Source organism: Lysinibacillus sp. 2017, from assembly GCF_003073375.1.
In the GTDB taxonomy this organism is placed as follows: Bacteria; Bacillota; Bacilli; order Bacillales_A; family Planococcaceae; genus Solibacillus.
In genome coordinates, this window is the sequence record NZ_CP029002.1 from 427,875 (window position 1) to 450,100 (window position 22,226).

General features: G+C 38.1%; 19 protein-coding genes, 1 riboswitch and 1 other annotated feature. Of the genes, 7 read left to right on the forward strand and 12 right to left on the reverse strand.

Annotated features, from left to right (window positions below; genetic code table 11):
* Nucleotides 1–12: 12 nt before the first annotated feature.
* Nucleotides 13–333, forward strand: coding sequence for a YolD-like family protein (locus tag DCE79_RS01970; RefSeq protein WP_108711454.1), 321 nt, complete (start codon nt 13–15; stop codon nt 331–333).
* Nucleotides 334–592: 259 nt separating this feature from the next.
* Nucleotides 593–1,531 (forward strand): L-threonine 3-dehydrogenase, encoded by a 939-nt coding sequence (locus tag DCE79_RS01975; RefSeq protein ID WP_199912311.1) that lies wholly within the window; start codon nt 593–595, stop codon nt 1,529–1,531.
* Between the two features lie 177 nt (nt 1,532–1,708).
* Here DCE79_RS01975 and DCE79_RS01980 read toward each other — a convergent pair whose 3' ends face one another.
* The 8 genes from DCE79_RS01980 to DCE79_RS02015 form a co-directional block, all read right to left on the reverse strand.
* Nucleotides 1,709–1,924, reverse strand: a complete 216-nt coding sequence (locus DCE79_RS01980) for a sulfate permease (RefSeq protein WP_108711456.1) — start codon at nt 1,922–1,924, stop codon at nt 1,709–1,711.
* 63 nt (nt 1,925–1,987) lie between these two features.
* Nucleotides 1,988–2,767: a tryptophan synthase subunit alpha gene (gene trpA, locus DCE79_RS01985; RefSeq protein WP_108711457.1), complete on the reverse strand. Its 780-nt coding sequence runs from the start codon at nt 2,765–2,767 to the stop codon at nt 1,988–1,990.
* Nucleotides 2,764–3,951 carry a tryptophan synthase subunit beta gene (trpB, locus tag DCE79_RS01990; protein ID WP_108711458.1) on the reverse strand — a complete coding sequence of 396 codons (1,188 nt, stop codon included), beginning with the start codon at nt 3,949–3,951 and terminating at the stop codon, nt 2,764–2,766. The genes trpA and trpB overlap by 4 nt, the downstream gene beginning before the upstream one ends.
* On the reverse strand, nt 3,948–4,565 hold the full coding sequence (locus tag DCE79_RS01995) for a phosphoribosylanthranilate isomerase (protein ID WP_108711459.1): 618 nt from the start codon (nt 4,563–4,565) through the stop codon (nt 3,948–3,950). Before DCE79_RS01995 ends, trpB begins: the two co-directional genes overlap by 4 nt.
* The gene (gene trpC / locus DCE79_RS02000) at nt 4,566–5,357 is read right to left on the reverse strand and encodes an indole-3-glycerol phosphate synthase TrpC (protein ID WP_108711460.1); all 792 of its coding nucleotides are present in this window, start codon (nt 5,355–5,357) and stop codon (nt 4,566–4,568) included.
* On the reverse strand, nt 5,354–6,391 hold the full coding sequence (gene trpD, locus DCE79_RS02005) for an anthranilate phosphoribosyltransferase (protein ID WP_108711461.1): 1,038 nt from the start codon (nt 6,389–6,391) through the stop codon (nt 5,354–5,356). The genes trpC and trpD overlap by 4 nt, the downstream gene beginning before the upstream one ends.
* The gene (locus DCE79_RS02010) at nt 6,392–7,354 is read right to left on the reverse strand and encodes a chorismate-binding protein (protein WP_234417309.1); all 963 of its coding nucleotides are present in this window, start codon (nt 7,352–7,354) and stop codon (nt 6,392–6,394) included. It lies immediately after the preceding gene.
* Nucleotides 7,355–7,448: 94 nt separating this feature from the next.
* Nucleotides 7,449–7,655: a binding site (T-box leader), on the reverse strand.
* Between the two features lie 184 nt (nt 7,656–7,839).
* Nucleotides 7,840–8,325 carry a QueT transporter family protein gene (locus DCE79_RS02015; protein ID WP_108711463.1) on the reverse strand — a complete coding sequence of 162 codons (486 nt, stop codon included), beginning with the start codon at nt 8,323–8,325 and terminating at the stop codon, nt 7,840–7,842.
* A 6-nt stretch (nt 8,326–8,331) separates the two neighbouring features.
* Nucleotides 8,332–8,376: riboswitch (PreQ1 riboswitch) on the reverse strand.
* 176 nt (nt 8,377–8,552) lie between these two features.
* On the opposite strand from DCE79_RS02015, the gene DCE79_RS02020 reads away from it, so the two are divergent.
* The 5 genes from DCE79_RS02020 to DCE79_RS02040 all read left to right on the forward strand — a co-directional run bounded on the left by DCE79_RS02020 (nt 8,553) and on the right by DCE79_RS02040 (nt 17,924).
* Entirely contained in the window at nt 8,553–9,377 is an 825-nt protein-coding gene (locus DCE79_RS02020; RefSeq protein WP_108711464.1) for a methyl-accepting chemotaxis protein, read from the forward strand.
* Nucleotides 9,378–9,678: 301 nt separating this feature from the next.
* Nucleotides 9,679–10,695: an ABC transporter substrate-binding protein gene (locus DCE79_RS02025; RefSeq protein WP_108711465.1), complete on the forward strand. Its 1,017-nt coding sequence runs from the start codon at nt 9,679–9,681 to the stop codon at nt 10,693–10,695.
* A gap of 54 nt (nt 10,696–10,749) precedes the next feature.
* A complete protein-coding gene (locus DCE79_RS02030; RefSeq protein WP_108711466.1) occupies nt 10,750–11,793 on the forward strand; it encodes an ABC transporter permease in 1,044 nt (347 codons plus the stop codon).
* Nucleotides 11,786–12,580 (forward strand): ABC transporter ATP-binding protein, encoded by a 795-nt coding sequence (locus DCE79_RS02035; protein ID WP_108711467.1) that lies wholly within the window; start codon nt 11,786–11,788, stop codon nt 12,578–12,580. Before DCE79_RS02030 ends, DCE79_RS02035 begins: the two co-directional genes overlap by 8 nt.
* A gap of 223 nt (nt 12,581–12,803) precedes the next feature.
* Nucleotides 12,804–17,924 carry an ATP-binding protein gene (locus DCE79_RS02040; protein ID WP_108711468.1) on the forward strand — a complete coding sequence of 1,707 codons (5,121 nt, stop codon included), beginning with the start codon at nt 12,804–12,806 and terminating at the stop codon, nt 17,922–17,924.
* Nucleotides 17,925–18,074: 150 nt separating this feature from the next.
* Here the strand turns inward: DCE79_RS02040 and ilvA are convergent, their stop codons facing one another.
* The 4 genes from ilvA to DCE79_RS02060 form a co-directional block, all read right to left on the reverse strand.
* Nucleotides 18,075–19,337 (reverse strand): threonine ammonia-lyase IlvA, encoded by a 1,263-nt coding sequence (ilvA, locus tag DCE79_RS02045; RefSeq protein ID WP_108711469.1) that lies wholly within the window; start codon nt 19,335–19,337, stop codon nt 18,075–18,077.
* A 189-nt stretch (nt 19,338–19,526) separates the two neighbouring features.
* Nucleotides 19,527–20,879 (reverse strand): YjiH family protein, encoded by a 1,353-nt coding sequence (locus tag DCE79_RS02050; protein WP_108711470.1) that lies wholly within the window; start codon nt 20,877–20,879, stop codon nt 19,527–19,529.
* Between the two features lie 270 nt (nt 20,880–21,149).
* Nucleotides 21,150–21,827, reverse strand: coding sequence for a bacillithiol biosynthesis deacetylase BshB2 (gene bshB2 / locus DCE79_RS02055; protein ID WP_108711471.1), 678 nt, complete (start codon nt 21,825–21,827; stop codon nt 21,150–21,152).
* A gap of 13 nt (nt 21,828–21,840) precedes the next feature.
* Nucleotides 21,841–22,191: a YojF family protein gene (locus DCE79_RS02060; protein ID WP_108711472.1), complete on the reverse strand. Its 351-nt coding sequence runs from the start codon at nt 22,189–22,191 to the stop codon at nt 21,841–21,843.
* Nucleotides 22,192–22,226: the final 35 nt, after the last annotated feature.

The following is a 22,226-nucleotide window of genomic DNA, read 5'->3' on the forward strand; positions in this document are numbered from 1 at the left end:
GGAGTGATCAAGATGAATAAAGACCGTGGGACGATTAAATGGAATGCGATGATGCTTCCTGAGCACGTAAAATTTTTACGTGAATGGCAAGAGGAAGATCAGCTTGTGACAAAACCTCAGCTCGATGAAGCACTAGTTGAACAATTGAATACAAATTTACAGCGTGCGTACAACGAGCGACAACCGATTAATTTAAAAGTGTGGGAGAAAACCGCCATTTATCAAGTATGTGGTAGGATCCAAAAAATGAATATGAATGAAAAGTACATTCAACTTGAAAATGGTCAAAAATTTTTATTTGAAGCCCTTTGTGATGCGGTAATAGATGAGTAAAAGCCCTGTATTTCTCAAAAAATAGTTAATTGAAAGAAAAATTCCGCTATTCGAATATTTCATGCGTACAAATGTCTCACTGAAAAAGAATATCGATAAAGCATTGTATTTTATAAAAGAACACAATATAATAGTTTTCATGAAAAGTGTTTTAAATCAATGGTTTATACGAAAATAAATGTATTTTTACAGAGGACAATTGTTTTGGTAGGTGAGAAAAACTTACCGACGATAAGGAGGCATCATCGTGAAAAAAATTATGGTGACCGGAGCTTTAGGTCAAATCGGTTCGGAATTAGTAGAGAAATTACGCCATACGTATGGCGTTGATAATGTATTAGCCACAGATATTCGTAAGATTGATCAGCATGAGGGGCCGTTTGAAGTATTAGACGTAACAGATGGCAAACGCATGCATGCATTAGCGAACGATTTCGGTGCGGACACAATGATTCACATGGCCGCCTTATTATCTGCAACGGCTGAAAAAAATCCGGTATTTGCTTGGAACTTAAACATGGGTGGTTTAATGAACGCCCTTGAAGTAGCACGTGAATTAGATATGCAATTCTTCACGCCAAGCTCAATCGGAGCATTCGGTCCTTCAACACCAAAAGACAATACACCACAAGATACGCTACAGCGCCCAACGACAATGTACGGCGTCAATAAAGTAGCGGGTGAATTATTATGTGATTACTACCATACACGCTTTGGTTTAGATACACGCGGTGTTCGTTTCCCAGGGTTAATCTCGTATGTAACGCCTCCTGGTGGGGGTACGACGGATTATGCGGTGGACATTTATTACAAAGCTATTTTAGAAGGTCGCTACACATCGTATATTGCAGAAAATACGTACATGGATATGATGTATATGCCAGACGCACTGCAAGCGATTGTTGATTTAATGGAAGCTGATCCAACAAAACTTGTTCACCGTAACGCGTTCAACATTTCAGCTATGAGCTTTGAACCATCTCAAATCGCGGCTGAAATTACAAAGCATATTCCAACCTTTACGATGGACTATGAAGTAGACTCAGTTCGCCAAGCCATCGCTAACAGCTGGCCAAATTCAATTGATTCATCAGCTGCGATTGAAGAATGGGGCTTCAAAGCAAGCTATGATTTAGAAAAAATGACGACAGATATGTTAGAAAAACTAAAAATTCGTTTAGACAATAAAGTGATTTAATAGATGAATAGTGGATGCAATCTTCGTTGATTTCATTCGCCATTTTTAATTTGCTTGGAAGTTTTCTGATGTGTAATTTGCGAATTTTAGTAGCGTTTTACATTGAAGTGATAAAGCAATAGAACACATAAAAAGAGAACGCCTGGGGGTTGTAGTACCCTGGGCGTTCTCTTTTTTTTACACCGTTTTTCCTTTTGCAAAAAAGCGCTTGATTAAGGTTAAACCTAAATTGAAAAGGAAAATAATGAGGGCCACGCGGAAAAAGGCGACGAAATATTGCCAAAGGGTTGTCGTATCAACAAAGAGCTCGGACATCCCGTCTACTAACATAAACGTAAAATAACCAGCAAGCCCGATGAAAAATATACCGCCGATAAAATCTTTAATACTCATAATCCATCCCCCAATCGATTACTAATAGCTTTACTGTACCATATGAAAGATTTGGAAAATAGATTAAAGTACGGCTGCTTTTTTCGATGCTTGTACGAGTGTTTCAATTGTTGTCCAGTCTTGCTGCTTGAGTGCTGTGACGATTTTACTGCCGACAATAACGCCGTCTGCAAGTTCACCAAAGTTTTTCACATGCGCAGGTGTTGAAATACCGAAGCCTGCTAAAACTGGGATGTCACTAAACGCTTTTAAATTAGCAAAGTGATTTTTTAAATCATCTGCAAAACTAGCACGTTCCCCAGTAATCCCGTTTACCGTTACCGCATAGATAAAGCCTTCACTTGCTTTAGCCAACTTTTTCATACGTTCAGCAGGGCTCGTTAACGAAACAAGCTGCACGAGTGCGATGTTTTGTGCTTGGAGCGCAGGATGAATAATCGCACGTTCTTCATAAGGCATATCCGGAACGATTAGACCTTGGATTTGAGCAGCCTTCGCGTCGCGTGCAAAGTGTTCCACACCATACGCTAAAATCGGATTTAAATACGTCATCGCAACGAGTGGAACCGTAATTTCATCCGCAAAACTTGTTAATTCCTTTAGCACCTTTCGTAAAGTGACACCATGTGCAAGGGCACGTTCACCAGCTTGTTCAATGACAGGACCGTCTGCAACGGGATCGGTAAATGGAATTCCAATTTCAATGGCCGTTACCCCGAGTTGTTGAAACTTCAGTATGGTTGGCTTTAGTGTTTCAAGTCCACCATCACCCGCCATTATATAAGGAACAAATGCTTTATCACCTGCGACTAAAATTTGTTCGATTGCTTGCTGTAACGTCATACTTTTGCACCTCCAAACTTATCCATTAACGTGTGAACATCTTTATCGCCACGACCAGATAAACAAACGACGATAATTTCGTCAGCAGGGCGATTTTTTGCAAATTCCGCAGCAAAATAAACCGCATGCGCACTTTCTAACGCTGGTAGAATGCCTTCTGTTTCACATAATAATTTCACACCTTGCAATGCTTGTTCATCGGTTACAGAAGGGTAGGTAGCGCGGCCTGTTTCATGTAAATAACAATGCTCTGGACCAACACCAGGATAATCGAGACCTGCTGAAATCGAGTGAGCCTCTTGTATAAAGCCGTTATCATCTTGAAGCAAATACATAAAGGCACCGTGTAAGACACCTGTTTTTCCAACATGAATGGCTGCTGCATGCTTATCGGTTTCCACACCATCACCCGCTGCTTCTACCCCGTAAAGTGTAACGTCAGAATCACCGATAAACGGATAAAACATTCCAATCGCGTTACTGCCACCACCAATACATGCAATCACCGTGTTTGGTAGGCGACCTTCTTGCGCGAGAATTTGCTGTCTTGTTTCATCCCCAATAATACGCTGGAAGTCACGAACAATCGTCGGAAATGGATGTGGTCCAAGCGCTGAACCTAAAATATAGTGCGTATCTTCAATATGCGTGACCCAATGACGCAATGCTTCATTGACAGCATCTTTCAAAGTGGCAGAGCCTTTTTCAACTGCAATGACTTTCGTTCCTAATAGTTCCATACGAAAGACGTTTAACTGTTGACGGCGTACATCTTCTGCCCCCATATAAACGATGCATTCCATATCGAGTAGTGCACAAGCTGTTGCCGTAGCAACCCCATGCTGACCTGCGCCCGTTTCAGCAACAATTTTTTTCTTTCCCATACGTTTTGCGAGTAATGCTTGCCCAAGCGCATTGTTAATTTTATGAGCACCCGTATGATTTAAATCTTCACGCTTTAAATAAATTTTCGCGCCCCCCATTTTTTCTGTCAGTCTCTCAGCAAAATAAAGGGGTGTTTCTCTACCAACATATTGCTTTAAATAATAGGCAAGTTCTTGTTGGAACTCTGGATCATTTTTTGCTTGTTCATACGCTTCTTCTAATTCATGTAGTGGCGTCATCAAGGTTTCGGGTACGAATTGTCCACCGAATTGCCCGAAACGTCCTTTTAAAGTCGTCATAAAATCAGCTCTCCTTTTGCTTTTTCGATAAAGTTTGCGATAGCTGTCGAACTTTTTCGTCCGTCTATTTCGACACCGCTCGAGACATCGACAGCAAATGGTTCGACAAGCATTATAGCAAGACCGACATTTTCATCATTTAAACCACCAGCTAAAATAATTTTTTCAGAAGGAATCTTCATTTTATCGAGTAGTAGCCAATCAAATGATTTTCCGCTACCACCGCGGTAATCCGTTCCAAGTGCATCGAATAAATAGTAATCTACCTGATAACGAGCCGCACGCACGACATCTTCCTCCGTCTGAACGGAGAATGCTTTAATCGCTGGTAACCCAATCGCTTCAATCATATCCGGTGTTTCATCCCCGTGATATTGAATGTAATGAAGTCCGACTTTTTGCGCAATTTCTTTTATCGTTTCAGGCTTTTCATTTACGAATACACCTACTTTTTTCACATTACTTGGAATCACCTTAGCTAGTTCAATTGCTTGTTCCATTGTAATTTGGCGTTTACTCGGGGCAAACATGAGTCCAATAAAATCTGCACCCGCTTTTACTGCTGCTTCTACATGTTCGATTTCTTTTAATCCGCAAATTTTTACTTTTGTCATCTATTTTTCGCCAGCTTTCGTCGTAATGTCGATTTGTAAGTTTTGAAGGGAAGTTTTGACGTCGCCACTGCGCATAAGCGATTCGCCAACCAACACAGCTTTTGCGCCAGCATTCGCCACAAACCTTGCATCTTCTGCGTTCCAAATGCCACTTTCGCTAATAAAGGCAGTAGTAGAGGAAGGAAGATGTTGTGCAATTTCTGCCGTTTTTGAAAGCGTCACTTCAAATGTTTTTAAATTGCGGTTGTTGACTCCGATAATTTTCGCGCCAATAGCTGTGGCGCACTGCAATTCATCGATGTCATGGACTTCAACAAGTACTTCTAGATTTTTTGCTGCCGCGTACGTATAGAGCGACTGCAGTTGTTCGTTTTTTAAGGCCGCTACAATAAGTAAAATGACAGAAGCTCCAGCAGCCTTTGCATAATCGATTTGCACCGAATCGATGATGAAGTCTTTACATAGAACAGGGATGGCGACTGCATTTGCCACTGCGTTTAGATCCTGAAATGATCCTTTGAAATAAGCGTGCTCTGTTAAAACAGAAATACAAGCTGCACCTGCTTGCTCGTATTGCAAAGCTTGGTCGATAGGGTCGATATGTGTGGCGATATCACCCTTTGAAGGGGAGGCACGCTTCATTTCAGCAATGACTTGTAATGTGTCTGATTTTATTAAGTTTTCATAAAGAGACGGGCGTGTTTTCAAGACGGTTTGAAAATTGGGCTTTGCTGCTTGAAGTGCAGGTAATTCTAATCTTTTTTGCTCAAGTATTTTGTCTAAAATCGTCATTTCATCGATTCCTCCTGTAGCGTCTTTTGACTGTATGCTGCGACGTGCTCCAGCTTTTCGTAGGCACGACCAGAAATAATACTGTCTTTTGCCATTTCAATGCCTTCTTTCATCGTGTCGGCTAAGCCGTATGCGAAAAAGCCAATGCCTGCGTTTAACACGACGGTATCGAAGTAGGCACTTTGTTTACCTTGTAATAGTTCGCGCATAATCTGAGCATTTTCAGTTGGATTTCCGCCGCGGATTGCAGAGAGAGGTTGAGCTTGTAAACCAACATCTTCGGCGCGTAATTTAAACGGAATGATGTCGCCGTGATCGAGCAACACGAATGTATTCTCACCATCAAGTGACGCTTCATCCATACCCTTAGCACCCGAGACAACAATTGCACGCTCTCGTCCTAATAGATGAAGAACCTCTGCGTAATCGGTTGTGAAATTTGGCCGATTAATGCCGACGAACTGTGTTTTTAAAGGCACTGGATTTGTTAATGGACCAACTAAATTAAAAATGGTTGGCTTCCCGATTGTCTGGCGAACTTCTCCAATACGCTTCAGCTTCGGATGCATATTCGGTGCGTGTAAAAATGCAATACCTTGCTGTTTTAAAAGCTCGGTCGTTTGTGCTGTATTCGGTAGCAGGGCAATGCCGAGTGCTTCTAATACATCGGAACTACCCGATGCACTCGAAATTTTACGATTTCCATGCTTCGCAATTAAAATGCCACCGCCAGCTAACACGAAAGCGGCTGTCGTACTAATGTTAAAACTTTGCAGGCCGTCACCACCGGTCCCACAATTGTCGATGTAAATGCCTTCAGGTGCATCGATTGTTACGGCATGGGATTTCATAACTGCCGCAAGACCCGCCACTTCATGAGCGGTTTCACCTTTTTTATTCATTGCGAGTAAGAAGGTAGCAATTTGTTCCTTTGGTGTTTGTTCATCAAATAGGAGCTGAGCCGCTTGCTGCATGTCATTGAAATCTAAATGCTTACCACGTTGTAATTGATGTATATAGGAAGTTAAAGACATTTAAAGTCCTCCTTTTATTAACGTATGAAAGGGTACTTCACCATCATTAGTTGCTGTATAAAGCTGAGCAATATCCCCAGTAATTGTGATCATGCTATGGGGTGTCGCAAAATCAACCTGACCGTTAAAGCCGATGTAACCGATTAAGCCTTCGTTTGGCTGTAACTCTTTTACGACATCCATTGCGTGAAAAGTAGATAGGAGCTTTCCATGCTGAATTTGCTCCGCTTGGTGAATGGAATTTTCCTCACAAAAGCGCTCGATGGAAGCTTCGGTATTAGTTGTCGAAAGTTCACCATCTCGAATTTGAATTGAGCTTGTTGGAGACGTTCCAATAACTGTGCATTCATCAAACTCGATGTAGTACATATAGGCTGCTGCATGCTGAATACGAAGCTTACGGTAAAGTGAAAAGGCATCCCCTGAAAATTTTGCATCATAACGATTCGTGGCGCTTTTTTCCAAAGAGTGAAGCAGATAATCTGTTTCAATCGGTGTATGACCAGCAAATAATTGCTCGATTAACGCATCGATATTCGGTTCAACTTGCTCCGCTTCAATATTTGTGTGAAACACAGCAATTTCATCCGTTAAATGATCGAAAATAAAAAGCGTATCGTACACATGAAATTGCATGGCGGGAAGTGATTTTGGCAGGGCGTTTATATAACCAATACCACCACCTGTTAAAGGAAATTCTGTATGTGATGACACGCGCGGCATCACTTGCTTTAATAAGGAAATTAATTCACCGTCATATTGGTACGATTTATTTGTTAAATGCGAGATATCTTGCAAATACTCGTCTTGCCCACGATAGGTTTTCCTTGGATTAACGCCAATGAAGGAATAACGCCCGTTACCTTCATATTTCGTCGAGCTTTCTAATAAAAATTTATGACGCCCTTGCAATCGCTGGAAAATAGAAATCGGTGTTAATAAGTCACCATTTACTTTTTTCATTGACGTGCGAAATCGCTGTTTAATAGACATTTGGAACACCTCTCACAATAAATTTTTGGAAATAAAAAAGCCCTCAACAAAAGAATGATCTTTTGTTGAGGACGATAGAAACCGCGTTGCCACCTCGATTGAAGCTGTGTATGCTTCCGCTCTAAACCTGATAACGGCAGGGAACCGTCCACTAACTATGCGCTAGTAGCTTTCATAAGGCCCATTCACATTTCACCTTTGACGCATTTTCACCAACCATGCGCTCTCTAAACAAACGAAAAATGCTACTCTTCTTAGTCATTAATTTTTCTCAGCTCAATCTCAGCTCCACTTTGCTACAACGGTGGTCACGCTCCCGCAACCTGCTACCGTATAACGAACAAATTGAATAATCCTATTCTAAACACGCACGACCTAAATGTCAAACAATTCTAAAAACGGTTTAGTGTATAAAAAAACCAACTAACAAATGGCTAGTTGGTTGAAATCATCTATTAGATTAATTTTTTGAAATGTAATCGTTTATTTAACGCATGCATTATTGGTGCACTAATAGCAAGTACAACAAATTCGCCGAATGCAACAAATGCCCATGTTTCCCAGAACGGGAACTCTAATACAATGTTGAGCTGTGCTGCGATGATGAACATCGTAAACGTAAATAACAATGTATTAATAATTAAGCGTGCCCAAATATTTTTTACAAATTTACAAATGAAAATTAAGATCCCCAATGTAATGATTGTATGTCCTACGCCAAAAATCAAATCGATTGGACCAATTGAAGACAGTAGGAAATTCGAAATAAAAACACCAATCACAACACCTAGCATATAGCGTGGGTTAAAGACGATTAAATGGTTGAATAGCTCGGCAATACGGAATTGTACTTGACCAAAGCTAATCGGAGCAACAAGCATTGTTACAGCAATATATAATGCTGCAATAATGGCACTCGTTGCCATAAATTTTACTTTCACATTCAGTTCCTCCTAGTTTTTTTACGTGGGATGGTTACGAACCACGTGAAGCAACTGCAATCATAGCAAGTTTGATCATTATTGTAAATAGTAACACGAAAAAATAAATCATTAATAAAAAAATAATTATGACGAAAATAATACTATTTATGACTAGATATTGTAAGTAATTGCTTTAAATATTGTCAATTTTTAATATATACAGAAAAGTATTTGGGGGAACTAAGATGAATATTGTAGAAGCATTAGCAATGTCAGCACCGTATATCCATATGGCGCTAAAAGACGAAGCAATCGTAGCAGTTGTGGATAAAGAGACTGAAACCGTTATAAAATATTTAGCAGGTAAACGTGTTGATTCAGGCTATAAAGATGGCGAAAAGATCAATCCGAATGATTCAAATGTCTTTATTGCATTTCGTGGACAAAATGCCGATGTAATCATCCCAGAAGATGTATACGGGGTAGCGATCAATGCATTTTCATTTCCAATTCGAGACAATGGAAAAGTTGTCGGCGCATTAGCATTTGGCTTGCCAATCGATAACGAAGTCCAAATGGAAACTTATATGGAAAGTATTGAACATATTGTTATGAACCTACAAGATAACGTTCACACATTGGCATCACATTCAGAAGAATTAGCGGCAACAAGTGAAGAAATAGACAAACAAACGCAAGTTGCATTAGAAGACGCAGAAAAATCAAATGCCGTAACGTCATTAATTAAAGGGATTTCACGTCAAACGAATTTACTTGGATTAAATGCATCGATCGAAGCAGCACGTGCAGGCCAACAAGGTGCAGGATTCAACATCGTTGCACAAGAAGTACGTAAGCTGTCATTTGAAACATCTACCGCAACAGAAAATATTGAATCATCGCTTCAAAATATTAATATGAACTTAACAAATTTAAAGCAAAACATGGGGCAAATTAACTCTGCATCTAACGAACAAGCGCAGTTAATTCAAAATTTCAGTGAAGTCATCGAAGAATTAAGTGACTTAAGTAAAGAAATGAAAGAGTTTATGCATAAAGCATTGAAATAGAATGGGAATCGACGTAGTTAGATTAATTTCTAGCTGCGTTTTTTTGTGGAATTATAAAAATCATTCAAAAAAGTGTCACAATATGAAAATGATAAGAATATAAAGTTATTATAAGGAGTTTAGTGATTTAAAGCGCTAAATTAGTAAGGGAGATAAAAATTATCTAACTATTGATTTCTGAACATTCTAAATGTTATTGACTATCTGAAAACTTAAATGTAATATATCTTTAATTCACACTTCATCGAGATGAAGTTCGTCGCTTTAAAGCGACAGAGAAAAAATAGGGGGACAATACTTTATGAAACGTAAATTAATGAAGCTATCATTCTTATTATTCGGGCTTTTATTATTATTAACAGCTTGTGGTGGCGAAGATGATGCAACATCTTCTAGCGCATCAACGAATAGTGACGGGGGAGAAGCAACTCAAACAGAAGAAACGAAAACGTTTAAAATTGGTACAACACAAATTATGGAGCACCCATCATTAGATTCAGCAAAAGAAGGCTTTAAAAAGGCAATTGAAGATGCGGGTATTAAAGCAGAGTACGTAGATAACTCTGCAAATGGTGATAATAGTGCAAACATGACAATTGCACAACAATTAGTAAGTAAAAACGTAGATTTAATTTTTGCCAATTCAACACCATCAGCACAAGCTGCTAAAGGTACGACAACTGATATTCCAGTCATCTTTACATCCGTAACAGATGCGGTCGGTGCAGAGTTAATCGATTCTATGGCGTCACCAGGTGGAAACGTAACAGGAACGATAGATTTACATCCAGAAACAATGCCAAAAACAATGGCGTTCTTAAAAGAATTAGGTGCTAAAAATGTAGGGATGGTTTATAACGCAGGAGAGCAAAACTCAGTAGCTCAAGTTTCAACTGCAAAAGAATTAGCAGCAAAAGAAGGAATTACAATTGTGGAAGCTTCGGCATCAACATCAGCTGAAGTAAAGCAAGCTACAGAATCGTTATTAGGTAAAGTAGATGCATTTTACATCATTACAGATAACACAGTTGTCACAGCGTTAGAATCAGTAATCGATGTGGCAAATGCAAACAAGTTACCATTAATCGTTGGGGAAATAGACTCTGTAGAACGTGGCGGTTTGGCAGCTTACGGCTTCGATTACTATGATATCGGCTATGAAGCAGGTCAAATGGCAGCGCAGATTTTAATAGAAGGAAAATCACCTTCAGAAATTCCAGCTGCTTTCCCAGCAAACTTAAAATTAGTCATTAATAAAGCAGTTGCAGAAAACTTAGGTATAGAAATTAAATCTGAGTGGGGCGCAGAAGTACAATAATTTGTTCATTCTATGCCAAAGCATAATGGATAAAAGTTTAGGAGATGGTTCAAGATGTTTACAGCTTTGTTTGGTTCGGTAGAGCAAGGAATCATCTATGCAATTATGGCGCTCGGGGTGTATTTAACATTCCGAGTGTTAGATTTTCCGGATTTAACCGTTGATGGCAGCTTTGTAACGGGTGCAGCAACAGCAGCGACAATGATCGTGCTCGGCTATAACCCAATACTAGCGACATTGGTAGCAACAGTTGCTGGATTTATTGCTGGATGTATGACAGGCATTTTACACACAAAAGGGAAAATTAATCCGCTACTTTCGGGGATTTTAATGATGATTGCACTTTATTCCATCAACCTTCGTATTATGGGGATTACTTCTGATACAGGTGTAACACGTCCCAATATTCCATTATTAAATACAGATACGGTGTTCTCTATGTTCGGTAGCTTCTGGTCAAATCTTGGCATTGACAGTGTATTTTCAAATGTCTTAACAGCAATGGGTCTAAAATCGGTTCCATCAACATGGGGCATTTTAATTTTGATGTTAATCGTTACATTTATTATTAAATTAATCGTGGACTGGTTCTTGAAAACAGAAGTGGGTCTAGCGATTCGTGCAACAGGGGACAATAAACGCATGATTCGTAGTTTCTCAGCGAATACAGATTCACTTATTATTTTAGGACTTGGTATTTCAAATGCAATGGTGGCATTAGCGGGTGCGTTAATCGCACAATACACAAAATTCGCAGATGTGGGTCTTGGTATTGGGATGATCGTTGTTGGATTAGCTTCGGTTATTATCGGGGAGGCCATTTTCGGTACAAAATCAATCGTGCGTACAACATTTGCCGTTGTCGCAGGTGCGATTGTTTACCGTTTAATCTACGCATTAGCACTGCGCGTAGGCTGGTTAGATACAGGGGATATGAAGCTCATTACAGCCATTATCGTCATTTTAGCATTAGTCATTCCACAATTATTAAACAAGCAAAAAGAAAGAAAGCGTAAAGCAAAGCGTTTAGAAGAACGACGTACAGCACAACAAATGAAACAACTTGAAATCGAGCAGGGAGGGAAGAGCCTTGCTTAAATTAGATGGTATTAACAAAGTATTTAATGAGGGAACCCCCGATGAAAAAATCGCGCTAGACACTATTAATTTGCATTTGGCACCGGGAGATTTCGTTACCATTATCGGAAGTAATGGTGCAGGAAAATCGACGATGATGAATATGATTTCAGGTGCTTTAACACCAGATTTCGGAGTGATTTCAATTGCGGGTAATGATTTAACACGATTACCAGAGCATAAGCGTGCAGTTCATATCGGCCGTGTATTCCAGGATCCCATGGCTGGTACTGCACCGTCAATGACGATTGAAGAAAATTTAGCGATTGCTTATTCGCGTAATGCGAAGCGTGCTTTACGTTTTGGTGTCGATAAAAAGCGTCGAGAATTTTTCAAAACATCCCTTGAAAAGCTTCACTTAAATTTAGAAAATCGCTTATCAGCAAAAGTAGGGCTGTTATCAGGTGGAGAACGTCAGGCACTTAGTTTACTAATGGCAACATTCACAAAGCCGTCCATTTTATTATTAGATGAACATACAGCAGCACTTGATCCATCACGTGCTGAGCTGATTACAAAATTAACAAAAGAGCTTGTCGAAGAAAGTAAGTTAACAACTTTAATGGTTACGCATAATATGCAGCAAGCCCTAGACTTAGGTAATCGCCTTATTATGATGGATAAAGGACAGATCATTTTAGAAGTGACCGAAGATCGTAAACCAGACTTGACCATTCCGGATTTAATGGCCGAGTTTGAACGTATTCGCGGCGAAAAAATGAACTCAGACCGTGCGTTACTAGGATGAAAATGGAGTATCGATGATAGCGGTCCCTGCAAAATAAGAACACCAGAATAATGCTTAAAACAAAACAATACCGTAGCTTGTTGATAACAATCAATAGGCTGCGGTTTTACTTTTATGTCGTGTTCTCCAAAGCGGTCGGAACTAAAGGGAGGGCTTTAGCGCTTTTCTAATATTGCGTTCTAACTTCGGATATAATACGATGAATTAAAAAAGGTGGTTCAAGATGTCGTATTCGCTAGATCAGTTTTCAATAATCGAAAGCCATGATGACTGGCTCTTAGAACATAAAGTAAATGAGCATGGTAACCACGACATGTCGAAAGTTGTTAATCGGAAAAATAAAAAAAAAATCGCCCAGTTACACTATGAGCTAGAATTAGCCAATGAGTTGAATTTATCAACGATGCTACAACCGATTGCAATCGAACAAAACGATCAATACATAAAGTTAACCTATCAAAGCACGCAACAAAAATACATATCGTTAGCAGAATACATTTCTGCGTCTTTAACTACATATGACTTCTTAAAAATCGCCATCAATATTACGAACTGCTTTATTGATTTACATCAAGCTTCTTATATTTATCGAAACGTCCATCCGAAACATTTTTTAATCGATCCACAGACATATGATATAAAACTATACAATACCGAACATGTTTTCAAGTATTCCAATTATGCGCACTCCTTAGGAATCGAAAAAGAGCTTCCTAACCATCGACTAGATTATGTAGCACCCGAAGAAACAGGAAGAGTAACGAGCGAAATTGATTTTCAAACGGATTTATATAGTTTAGGTGTCTTATTTTTTAAAATGATTTCAAGAAGAACGCCCTATATAGGGGACTCAACCACATTATTAAATAAGATGCTAACAACGTCCCCACCAACATTTACGGAGTTAGGTATAAAAGTACCTGCGATTATTGAAAAAATTATTCAGAAGCTCTTAAGTAAAAATAAGGAAAATCGTTATCAAAGTGCAATCGGTGTGAAAGAGGATTTGGCCCTTTGTTGGTACCGTTTCACCAATAAACTTCCACTAAGTGATTTTGAATTAGCCATGCAAGATAATATCAACCAACGAAATTTAAATGTCATTATCCCAACAAGACAGCGAATGATAAATGAATTATCCAAGCAAATCGAACAGTACCAAGAACAGCAACAAATTCATCTACTTAAAGGAAAAGACGGAGCAGGAAAAAGTTATGCGCTGTTAACGATGTATAAATCCTGTTTAGCTGAGTCAAGATTTGTACTGCAATTTGCAAAAGATACGAAGCATGCAAAAACGAAAATTCCTGTATTTTTATTAGCCTACCGTCAACAATTTATGCGTTTCATAGAGGTAAATGAACAAACAAGGCATAATTGGAAGCAAAGGCTTTTGTCGCTCAACTTAACGTTTCCAAAATTAGTGCTCACATATTTTCCTGAATTAGAACCTTATAAAGATGAGTTGAATATAACAGAGCAGCAAGAGGTCATTGAACAAGATCAATTATTTATGATATTTTCTCAGATCATCGAAGTATTTCATACACAAGCCTTGCCAGCAGTCATTATTGTAGATGATTGGCTGAAATTAGATTTAGACTCTCAAAAGTTTATTGAATTTTTAATAAAAAAACAACGACCGTATATTTTCCTGTTTGCCGAGCAACAAACGAATGATATTACGCACTGGCTACAACAAAATAATCGACCGTTTATTGAACATCAAATTTTATTTATTTCAAAAGAAGAAGTAATGGAATGGATAGCGTATTCTTTTAAAAGTAATGAAGAGGCACTTCGCCAATTAGCAGAATTTTTATTTGATATTACACAAGGGAATCCATTATTTATTCAAGAATTATTTTTAGTAGTTTGTGAGCAGCAAGTGCTGAAATACGATCATCACAGCCATGAATGGCAATTTGATATACACGCAAGTCAACTGAAGGGAAATATCGCAACTTTCCATGAATTTATCGCGCGCGGTATCGAAAAGTTATCACAGCAAGAAGTGATTGTGTTGAAGTATGCAGCGTGCATCGGAATGCAATTCGATCTCGAAACGTTATTAAACATTGTTCCATTTCATAAGGAAAAGACTTTACAGATTTTCACTGAATTATTAAGAAATCGATTTTTTATAGCGAGACATGAACAAGTAGCATTATTTCGAACGTATATGGATTTTAATATGCTTGGAGAGATCAAAATTCCAGTGGTCTTCTTATGTGAAGATTTACTTGAAACAACATTAAAATTAGTGACAGCAGAAGAACTAGGTACAATACATTATGCGATTTCTTCCTATTTTTTTAGTGAAAAAGAGCAAATCGATGTTGAAAAACGCTTACTTGTTCACCATTTGCGTTTTTGTCAGGAGTTATTAACAAAACAAGAGCTTGATAATTTTCTGAGATTGAACTTCGAATTGGGCAATAAAGCGTTGAAAAGTGGCATGTTCCGTGAAAGTTTGAGTTTTTCACAAGTGGCATACGATGTATTAACACCAGCGCACTGGAAAAATGACTATCAGTTAACATTAGAAGTTTATGTGATGCATGCCAATGCCCTGTACTTAAATGGTCATAAACAGGCGAATGAAATATTTGAAGCCGCATTAAAGCATTGTGAAAAAACATATGATCGCCTATTTGTTTACAATGAAAAAAGCCTATTTTATATGATGGGACAAGCCGACGATAGCTTCCAGATGAATTTAATAGAAATTTTACAAATGGCTGATGAGGCGTTAAAGCCGATGAACATCTCGATACGAACAAATATGTCTACGATTCAGGTCGCTAAAGAATACCTGTTATTAAAAAGCATGCTAAATAAATATCCAGCTTATCAACTGCTGAATTTGCCGAAAACAAAAAATAAGACGATGAAATTAGTATTAAGCTTATTAATGAATATTTCAGGTGCAGCATTGATCGTAGATGAGAAACTATATGCGTGGATTAATATGAAGGCGATTCGTTTAATTATTAAATACGGAGAGGTCGAATTTGCCTCGGTGTTTTACGGAAACTTTGCGAATATTTTAGTGACAGGATTCAAAGATTTAAAGCAAGCGCACCGTTTTGGATTGCTCTCTGTAAAACATGTAGATAAATACGATAATCCCTTTTATAAAAGTAATGTGTATATGAATTACGGAATTACGATTAGCTATTTAAAAAAATCGTATGATACGTCTATTTATTATTTAGCACAAACCCAAAAATACCATTTAAATAATTCCTTACATCATTTATTTAATGCGATGGCCAGTGCTTATACACTTAACTTCATGCTTGTTCAAGGCGCGAAGTTAACGATGATTAAGGAAGAATATAACGACCAAAAAATTTACTTAGAAGCAACGAATAATCGATTGTCTCAAGTATATGCAAATGAAATCGTCCATTGGATACACATACTACAAGATCCAAATGTGAAAATTGATTGGGAATTTCCAGTAGAGACGAAAATACGAGCTTCCTTTTGGGAAAGTCATTTAGTTTTACGCTTGCAAATGAGTTATTTATTACATGATAAACAGCAGGCGGAAGCCCTATTACAAGAAATTCAGGCTATTTTAAATGACTCCATTTTAACGGCAAATCGACCACAATATTACTATTACCGAGCGTTGTGGAATTTTAGACAGTTAGAAGAAGACTTACCAAAGAAAATGGTAGTAAGTTTGATGAAGGATATTAAAAATTGTATGAAGGAAGTAAAAAAGTATGTTCAGCACAATCCGCAAAATTTCGAACATATGTTGATGCTACTAAAGGCACAATACTACCGATTTACAAATCAAATTACGAAAGCCGTACTTCATTTTGATCGTGCCGTTCAGTTGGCCAAATTAGCTAATAATAATTGTGATAAAGCAATTGCCCTATTAAGCGCAGCGCTGTTTTATGAATCTCAACATGAATCCCAAAAAGCGAAAGACTATATGCAACGAGCGATTCAAACGTTGTATGCTTGGCAAGCACCCCGAGTCGTCCAAGTATGGGATGAGCATTATTATTATTTAAGAAAAAGAGTATTAGTCTTTGATCAACCTTCCGAAAATCAAGGGTTTGATATTCAACCGATTGTTAATATGTATCAAACGATCGCAAGTGAGAGCGAAGTAAAGGAATTATTAAAAAACAGTTTGTTAGAAATCATGAAGCATTTAGATGCGGAGTCCATTTATTTATTTACCGTAAAGATGGATACGCCTAAGGTAGTAGCCTACGCAAATAGCGTGAAAGAGGAGTATATCTATTACGAAAATGCACAGGATGATATCGTTCCTTCTTTTATGTCAGAAATTTTGCAGGAAGTCATTACATCAAAGAAAATGGCTTTTAATAATGAGGTAATGGCAAAAGGAAAGTCAGTCATTTGTTTACCAATATTTATGAATGGCCATTTAAAGGCATTAATCTACTGCTCAAATGATACGATTGCATCGATATTTACAAAAACAAAAATTGATTTAGTAACGATTTTGGCTACACAAATGTTGATGGCTAAAGAGAATATTGAAAGCAAAAATATTTTAGAACAAGAGGTAAAGGAAAGAACACTTGAACTGGTACAAGTTAATAATCAGTTGCAACAAATGAATGATCGCTTAAAGCAAAATGAAGAAGAACGAAAATATTTCATTCAGCATATCTCGCATGATTTACGTTCGCCGCTTACATCTGTATTAGGTTATGTTGAGGCGCTTTCAGATGGTTTAGTTAAGACGGAAGAGCAACAAAAGCAATATTTAGCTCGAAGTAAAAGTCGATTACTCTCTTTAAATCATTTGATTCAAGACTTATTTGATATTGCTTTGTTAGAAGGCGGACGTATCGAATATAAAAAAGAAGAATTATCGGCTAAACAATTATTTGCATTACTTGATGATTCCATCCAAAATGGACTTGAAGAAAAATCCGTTCACTATGTCAGAAGCTTTAGAGGGGAAAATGGAAGGCTTGTTGTTGATATAGAAAGAATTACGCAAGTCATCGATAATTTAACGAGTAATATTCGAAAATATGCAAATGAAGGAACGGTTCACTTTTCGATTAATAGTACAGATCAATTCATCGAAATTTCGTTAAGTGATGAAGGGCAAGGAATACCAGAAAAGGACCTTCCATTTATATTTGATATGCATTTCTCTGCTTCCAATAATCATCGTAAAGAATCTCATGGAATAGGGCTCGCAATTTGCAAACAAATTATTGAACATCACGGGGGTAGCCTTCGTGTGAGCAGTGATGGACAAAAAGGAACAACGATGACCATTAGACTGCCTGTTTTAAAAGAAAGTCCATCTGCTATTCTAAATATGGAATGAGAAAATGGAGTAGATAAAAATTAAAAACCAAGGAGATATTCGGGAAGTAATTTCAGGATATCTCCTTTTTGTACTGCAAAACTGGGAAACCACAAAAAAAGGACTCAACCCCTCTAGTAGGAAGGGCTTAAGTCCTTTAAAAGCTATGGTTTACACCAACAACGCGAACAAAGTGCTATCGTTATTGACCTCTTTATATTCAAAACCATTTGCCCGCATGCGTTCTAACAAGCCAACATGATCAGTTGGGTCGCTAATTTCAATACCAACGAGGGCGGGACCGCTTTCTTTGTTGTTTTTCTTTGTATATTCAAATGTTGTAATATCATCATTTGGTCCAAGTACTTCAGTTAAAAATTGGCGAAGTGCGCCTGAACGCTGTGGGAAACTAACGATGAAGTAATGTAATAACCCCTCATAAATAAGAGAACGCTCTTTAATCTCCTGCATGCGTCCAATATCGTTATTACCACCAGAGATAATGACAACAACGGATTTCCCACGAATTTGCTCAGCATATAAATCAAGTGCTGCTACAGGTAACGCCCCAGCAGGCTCCGCAATAATTGCATGCTTATTATATAAATCTAAAATCGTCGTACAAACTTTCCCTTCTGGTACAGTTAGAATATCGTCTAAATAGGTTTTACATACTTGATACGTATCATTTCCAACACATTTTACAGCTGCACCATCCACGAATTTATCAATCCATTCAAGTGCGACTGGGCCTTCTTTTTCAAAAGCGGCTTTCATACTGGATGCCCCAGCAGGCTCAACACCGATCACTTTACTAGTTGGCGACAAATTCTTAATGTAGGCAGAAACACCAGACATTAACCCACCACCACCAATGCTACCAAACACAAAATCAATCGGTTCTTCAATATCATTCATGATTTCAACAGCAACCGTCCCTTGACCAGCCATTACGTCATAATCATCGAATGGGTGAATGAAGAGGCGATTTTCTTCTTCACAATAAGCTATTGCACTTTTTGCAGAATCATCAAATGTATCACCCGCTAACCGGATCTCCACAAATTCACGTCCAAACATGCGCACTTGGTCAATTTTTTGTTTTGGTGTTGTTTTTGGCATGAAGATAGTCGCTTGAATTTCTAACTTGGCGCATGCGTAAGCCACACCTTGTGCATGGTTACCAGCACTCGCACAAACAATTCCTGAAAGACGTGCCTGTTCTTCAATCTTTTTAATTTTATAGTAAGCCCCGCGTAACTTAAATGATCGAACATGCTGTAAGTCCTCACGCTTAAAATAAATTTTTGCCTCGTACTTTTCGGATAAATAATCATTTAATTGTAGCGGTGTGTGTACGACGACATCTTTTAAAAAGTGATGTGCGATTAATACGTTTTCCACTGCTATCGTTTTCGTTTGTGTAAGTTCCATCTCTATGTAACCTCCGTCATCTGTGTAAAAGATTGTATTATTTTATCACGAAACGAACCTTCAATGTTTAAAAATTCAGTAAATTTAGAAATTTTGCAGAAACTTCCTAATGAAAGCGGTTTATAGTTGGATTTAAGAAATAAAAAAACGCACGAACATGATTAAAAACATGTCGTGCGTTACGTTTAATTAAAATAAAATATGTGCAATGACTGCAATAATTGGAATCGAGATAAGTGTACGGATTAAGAAAATCGCGAACAAGTCCCATAATTTAATTGGGAGCTTCGTACCAAGAATTAATCCACCGACTTCTGACATGTAAATTAATTGTGTAACGGAAACGGTAGCGATAAAGAAGCGAGTCATTTCAGATTCAATTCCGGCTCCTAAAATAGAAGGAAGCAGCATATCTGCAAATCCAACAATCATTGTTTGTGCAGCTTCACCGGCTTCAGGAATTTGTAATAATGCTAAAATCGGTTCGAACGGCATTCCTAAAATACGGAAAAAGCTTGTGAATTCAGCTAATACTAACGCGATGGAACCGAATGCCATAATAATAGGTGTGACAGCGAACCACATTTCTAATACATTGATAAAGCCGTTTTTGAACATTAGTCCTAAATTACGATTGGAATCGGCTTTTGATAATGCACTGTGTAAACCGAACGTAAAGACGTTAAAGCCTTCTTTTACATCCTCGCGATTTTTTGGAACTTCAGAGCCATCGATTAACGTATCCGCTTTTTGTTTCAACGGATAAATACGTGGCATGATGAAGGCTAAAATAACACCACATAAAATAACGGAAATATAAAACTCAGCGAAGTAATCCGCAATACCAATTGTTTCAACAACGACTAAGCAAAATGTAATCGAAACAACAGAGAAGGTTGTCGCAATCGTCGCTGCTTCTCGACTGGTATAGTTCTTTTCTTCGTACTGTTTACTTGTTAAAAGAACACCAATCGTACCATCCCCAACCCATGAGGCAAGACAGTCGATGGCAGAACGCCCTGGAATTTTAAATAATGGACGCATCACTTTGACCATCATGGAGCCGAAAAACTCTAACAAACCGTAGTCTGTTAATAATGGTAAAAGTAAGCCTGCAAATAAAAACAGGACAAACATAAATGTCACAAGTCCAGAAACAGGATCAATTAATACACCCGTTGTATCAGCACTCGTGAAGCTTTCAGGACCTACTTGGAAAATGTACATCCCAGCAAAAAATACAGCAAGGACACGCATGATCATCCAAAACCAGTGGACACGGAATAAAGAATCCATTAACGTACGAGGACCCTTTTGTGGAATAAACTGCATCACCACAGAGCCAACCGCTGCAATGATAAACACAATAAAGGCGAACCAATGGATAAACGGTTCTACTTTTCCTGCAAGTAAATTGGCAAGAATCGCAATCGGAACTTTCATGCCATCTGCCGTATTAATCGGAGTGATAAATAAAAATACCCCTAATGCAGAGAGGGCGATGAATAGGAACCATGTATAAAAAGAAAATTTTGTTTTCATTTATAATAACCTCTTACTAGTAGATTTGAATATTTATACACTATAAAATGAATAATATACACTTGTCCACTGTTTTGCATAAAGATTATATTTTCAGATAATATAAGTGGATAGAATATGAATATAAAGAGTTGGAGGGTATTGATAAAAGGCAGAGAAGACAGTTTTCTAAAAGAAATTCAGTGGATTTGAATAGTATAAAAATACAAAATTACGCATAACAAAAAGCGAGAGAAAATATCCCTCGCTCTGATGCTTTAACTAGTAAAATTAATCGTTAAACGTGACATTATAAAACTTCTCAACACTTAACCAACTGTCCGTTAATACTTCACCGTCATCGGCACGTTTCGCTGTTTCTTGTATCATCCAGCCCGTTTGAGAGGCATGTGCTTTTAAAGCATTTAATTTATCATTTTTTACTGATTGAATATCGATTGTAACATGTGGTTCGCCAATCTTTTCGATTGTATCGTTAGCAAATGCACAGGCTAAAATACGTGGACGTTTTTCTTTATCGATTCGGCGTACTGCTTCAACAACAGCACGTGCTGTTGCTTCATGGTCAGGGTGCACCGCATAGTTTGGCAAGAACGTGAAAATTAATGAGGGGTTCAATTCGTCGATTAAATCCGTAACAAGTTGCACCATTTTTTCATCATCTTCAAATTCCACTGTTTTATCACGTAATCCCATCATACGTAAATCTTCAATCCCCATCGCAGCACAGGCCGCAATTAATTCTTTACGACGGACTTCAGGTAATGATTCACGTGTTGCAAATGGGGGATTTCCAAGGTTACGTCCCATTTCGCCTAATGTTAAGCAAGCATATGTAACAGGGACCCCCATATTACGATACATACGTACAGAACCCGCAACAGAAAAGGCTTCATCATCTGGGTGAGGGTAAACAACTAATACGTGACGTTCTTCTTGTAAAGTCATCTCAATCTCCTCCTTAATAAGCAAATGGCGATTCACTAATTTCAAGTGCAACCGCTAGCTTTCCTGTAAAATCTAATCCAGCCATTAGTAAACGACCTTGATCATCCAATTCAAAGTGGGTAATACCTTGCGCGTAAACCCAGCCATGTTCCATTTTTAAACCGACACGATGTGGTGAATTATCCACGACTTTTCCTAATTCATAGCGTATTTTTACATTGCGGATAAATGCCCCCGCATTGAAAAATTGTTCATTATAATGTGTGGCATACGAGCCATTTGTTGTTTCTAGATGAATATATACGTCTTTGTTCGCAAAAGAATTGAGTAATTCTTGGAGCTCTTGAGTATTTACTTCTTTCATCTCTAATTCTCCTTTCGAATCATATTAAGTTAAGT

What these genes read in the sequence shown, in the direction of transcription:
- DCE79_RS02050 (WP_108711470.1), bottom strand. Translation starts at nt 20,879, where the DNA reads ATGAAAACAAAATTTTCTTTTTATACATGGTTCCTATTCATCGCCCTC.
- DCE79_RS01980 (WP_108711456.1), bottom strand. Translation starts at nt 1,924, where the DNA reads ATGAGTATTAAAGATTTTATCGGCGGTATATTTTTCATCGGGCTTGCT.
- DCE79_RS01970 (WP_108711454.1), top strand. Translation starts at nt 13, where the DNA reads ATGAATAAAGACCGTGGGACGATTAAATGGAATGCGATGATGCTTCCT.
- trpB (WP_108711458.1), bottom strand. Translation starts at nt 3,951, where the DNA reads ATGACGACTTTAAAAGGACGTTTCGGGCAATTCGGTGGACAATTCGTA.
- DCE79_RS02030 (WP_108711466.1), top strand. Translation starts at nt 10,750, where the DNA reads ATGTTTACAGCTTTGTTTGGTTCGGTAGAGCAAGGAATCATCTATGCA.
- trpD (WP_108711461.1), bottom strand. Translation starts at nt 6,391, where the DNA reads ATGTCTTTAACTTCCTATATACATCAATTACAACGTGGTAAGCATTTA.
- DCE79_RS01975 (WP_199912311.1), top strand. Translation starts at nt 593, where the DNA reads ATGGTGACCGGAGCTTTAGGTCAAATCGGTTCGGAATTAGTAGAGAAA.
- trpA (WP_108711457.1), bottom strand. Translation starts at nt 2,767, where the DNA reads ATGACGTTACAGCAAGCAATCGAACAAATTTTAGTCGCAGGTGATAAA.
- DCE79_RS01995 (WP_108711459.1), bottom strand. Translation starts at nt 4,565, where the DNA reads ATGACAAAAGTAAAAATTTGCGGATTAAAAGAAATCGAACATGTAGAA.
- DCE79_RS02010 (WP_234417309.1), bottom strand. Translation starts at nt 7,354, where the DNA reads ATGAAAAAAGTAAATGGTGACTTATTAACACCGATTTCTATTTTCCAG.
- DCE79_RS02020 (WP_108711464.1), top strand. Translation starts at nt 8,553, where the DNA reads ATGAATATTGTAGAAGCATTAGCAATGTCAGCACCGTATATCCATATG.
- DCE79_RS02025 (WP_108711465.1), top strand. Translation starts at nt 9,679, where the DNA reads ATGAAACGTAAATTAATGAAGCTATCATTCTTATTATTCGGGCTTTTA.
- bshB2 (WP_108711471.1), bottom strand. Translation starts at nt 21,827, where the DNA reads ATGACTTTACAAGAAGAACGTCACGTATTAGTTGTTTACCCTCACCCA.
- DCE79_RS02060 (WP_108711472.1), bottom strand. Translation starts at nt 22,191, where the DNA reads ATGAAAGAAGTAAATACTCAAGAGCTCCAAGAATTACTCAATTCTTTT.
- trpC (WP_108711460.1), bottom strand. Translation starts at nt 5,357, where the DNA reads ATGACGATTTTAGACAAAATACTTGAGCAAAAAAGATTAGAATTACCT.
- DCE79_RS02040 (WP_108711468.1), top strand. Translation starts at nt 12,804, where the DNA reads ATGTCGTATTCGCTAGATCAGTTTTCAATAATCGAAAGCCATGATGAC.
- ilvA (WP_108711469.1), bottom strand. Translation starts at nt 19,337, where the DNA reads ATGGAACTTACACAAACGAAAACGATAGCAGTGGAAAACGTATTAATC.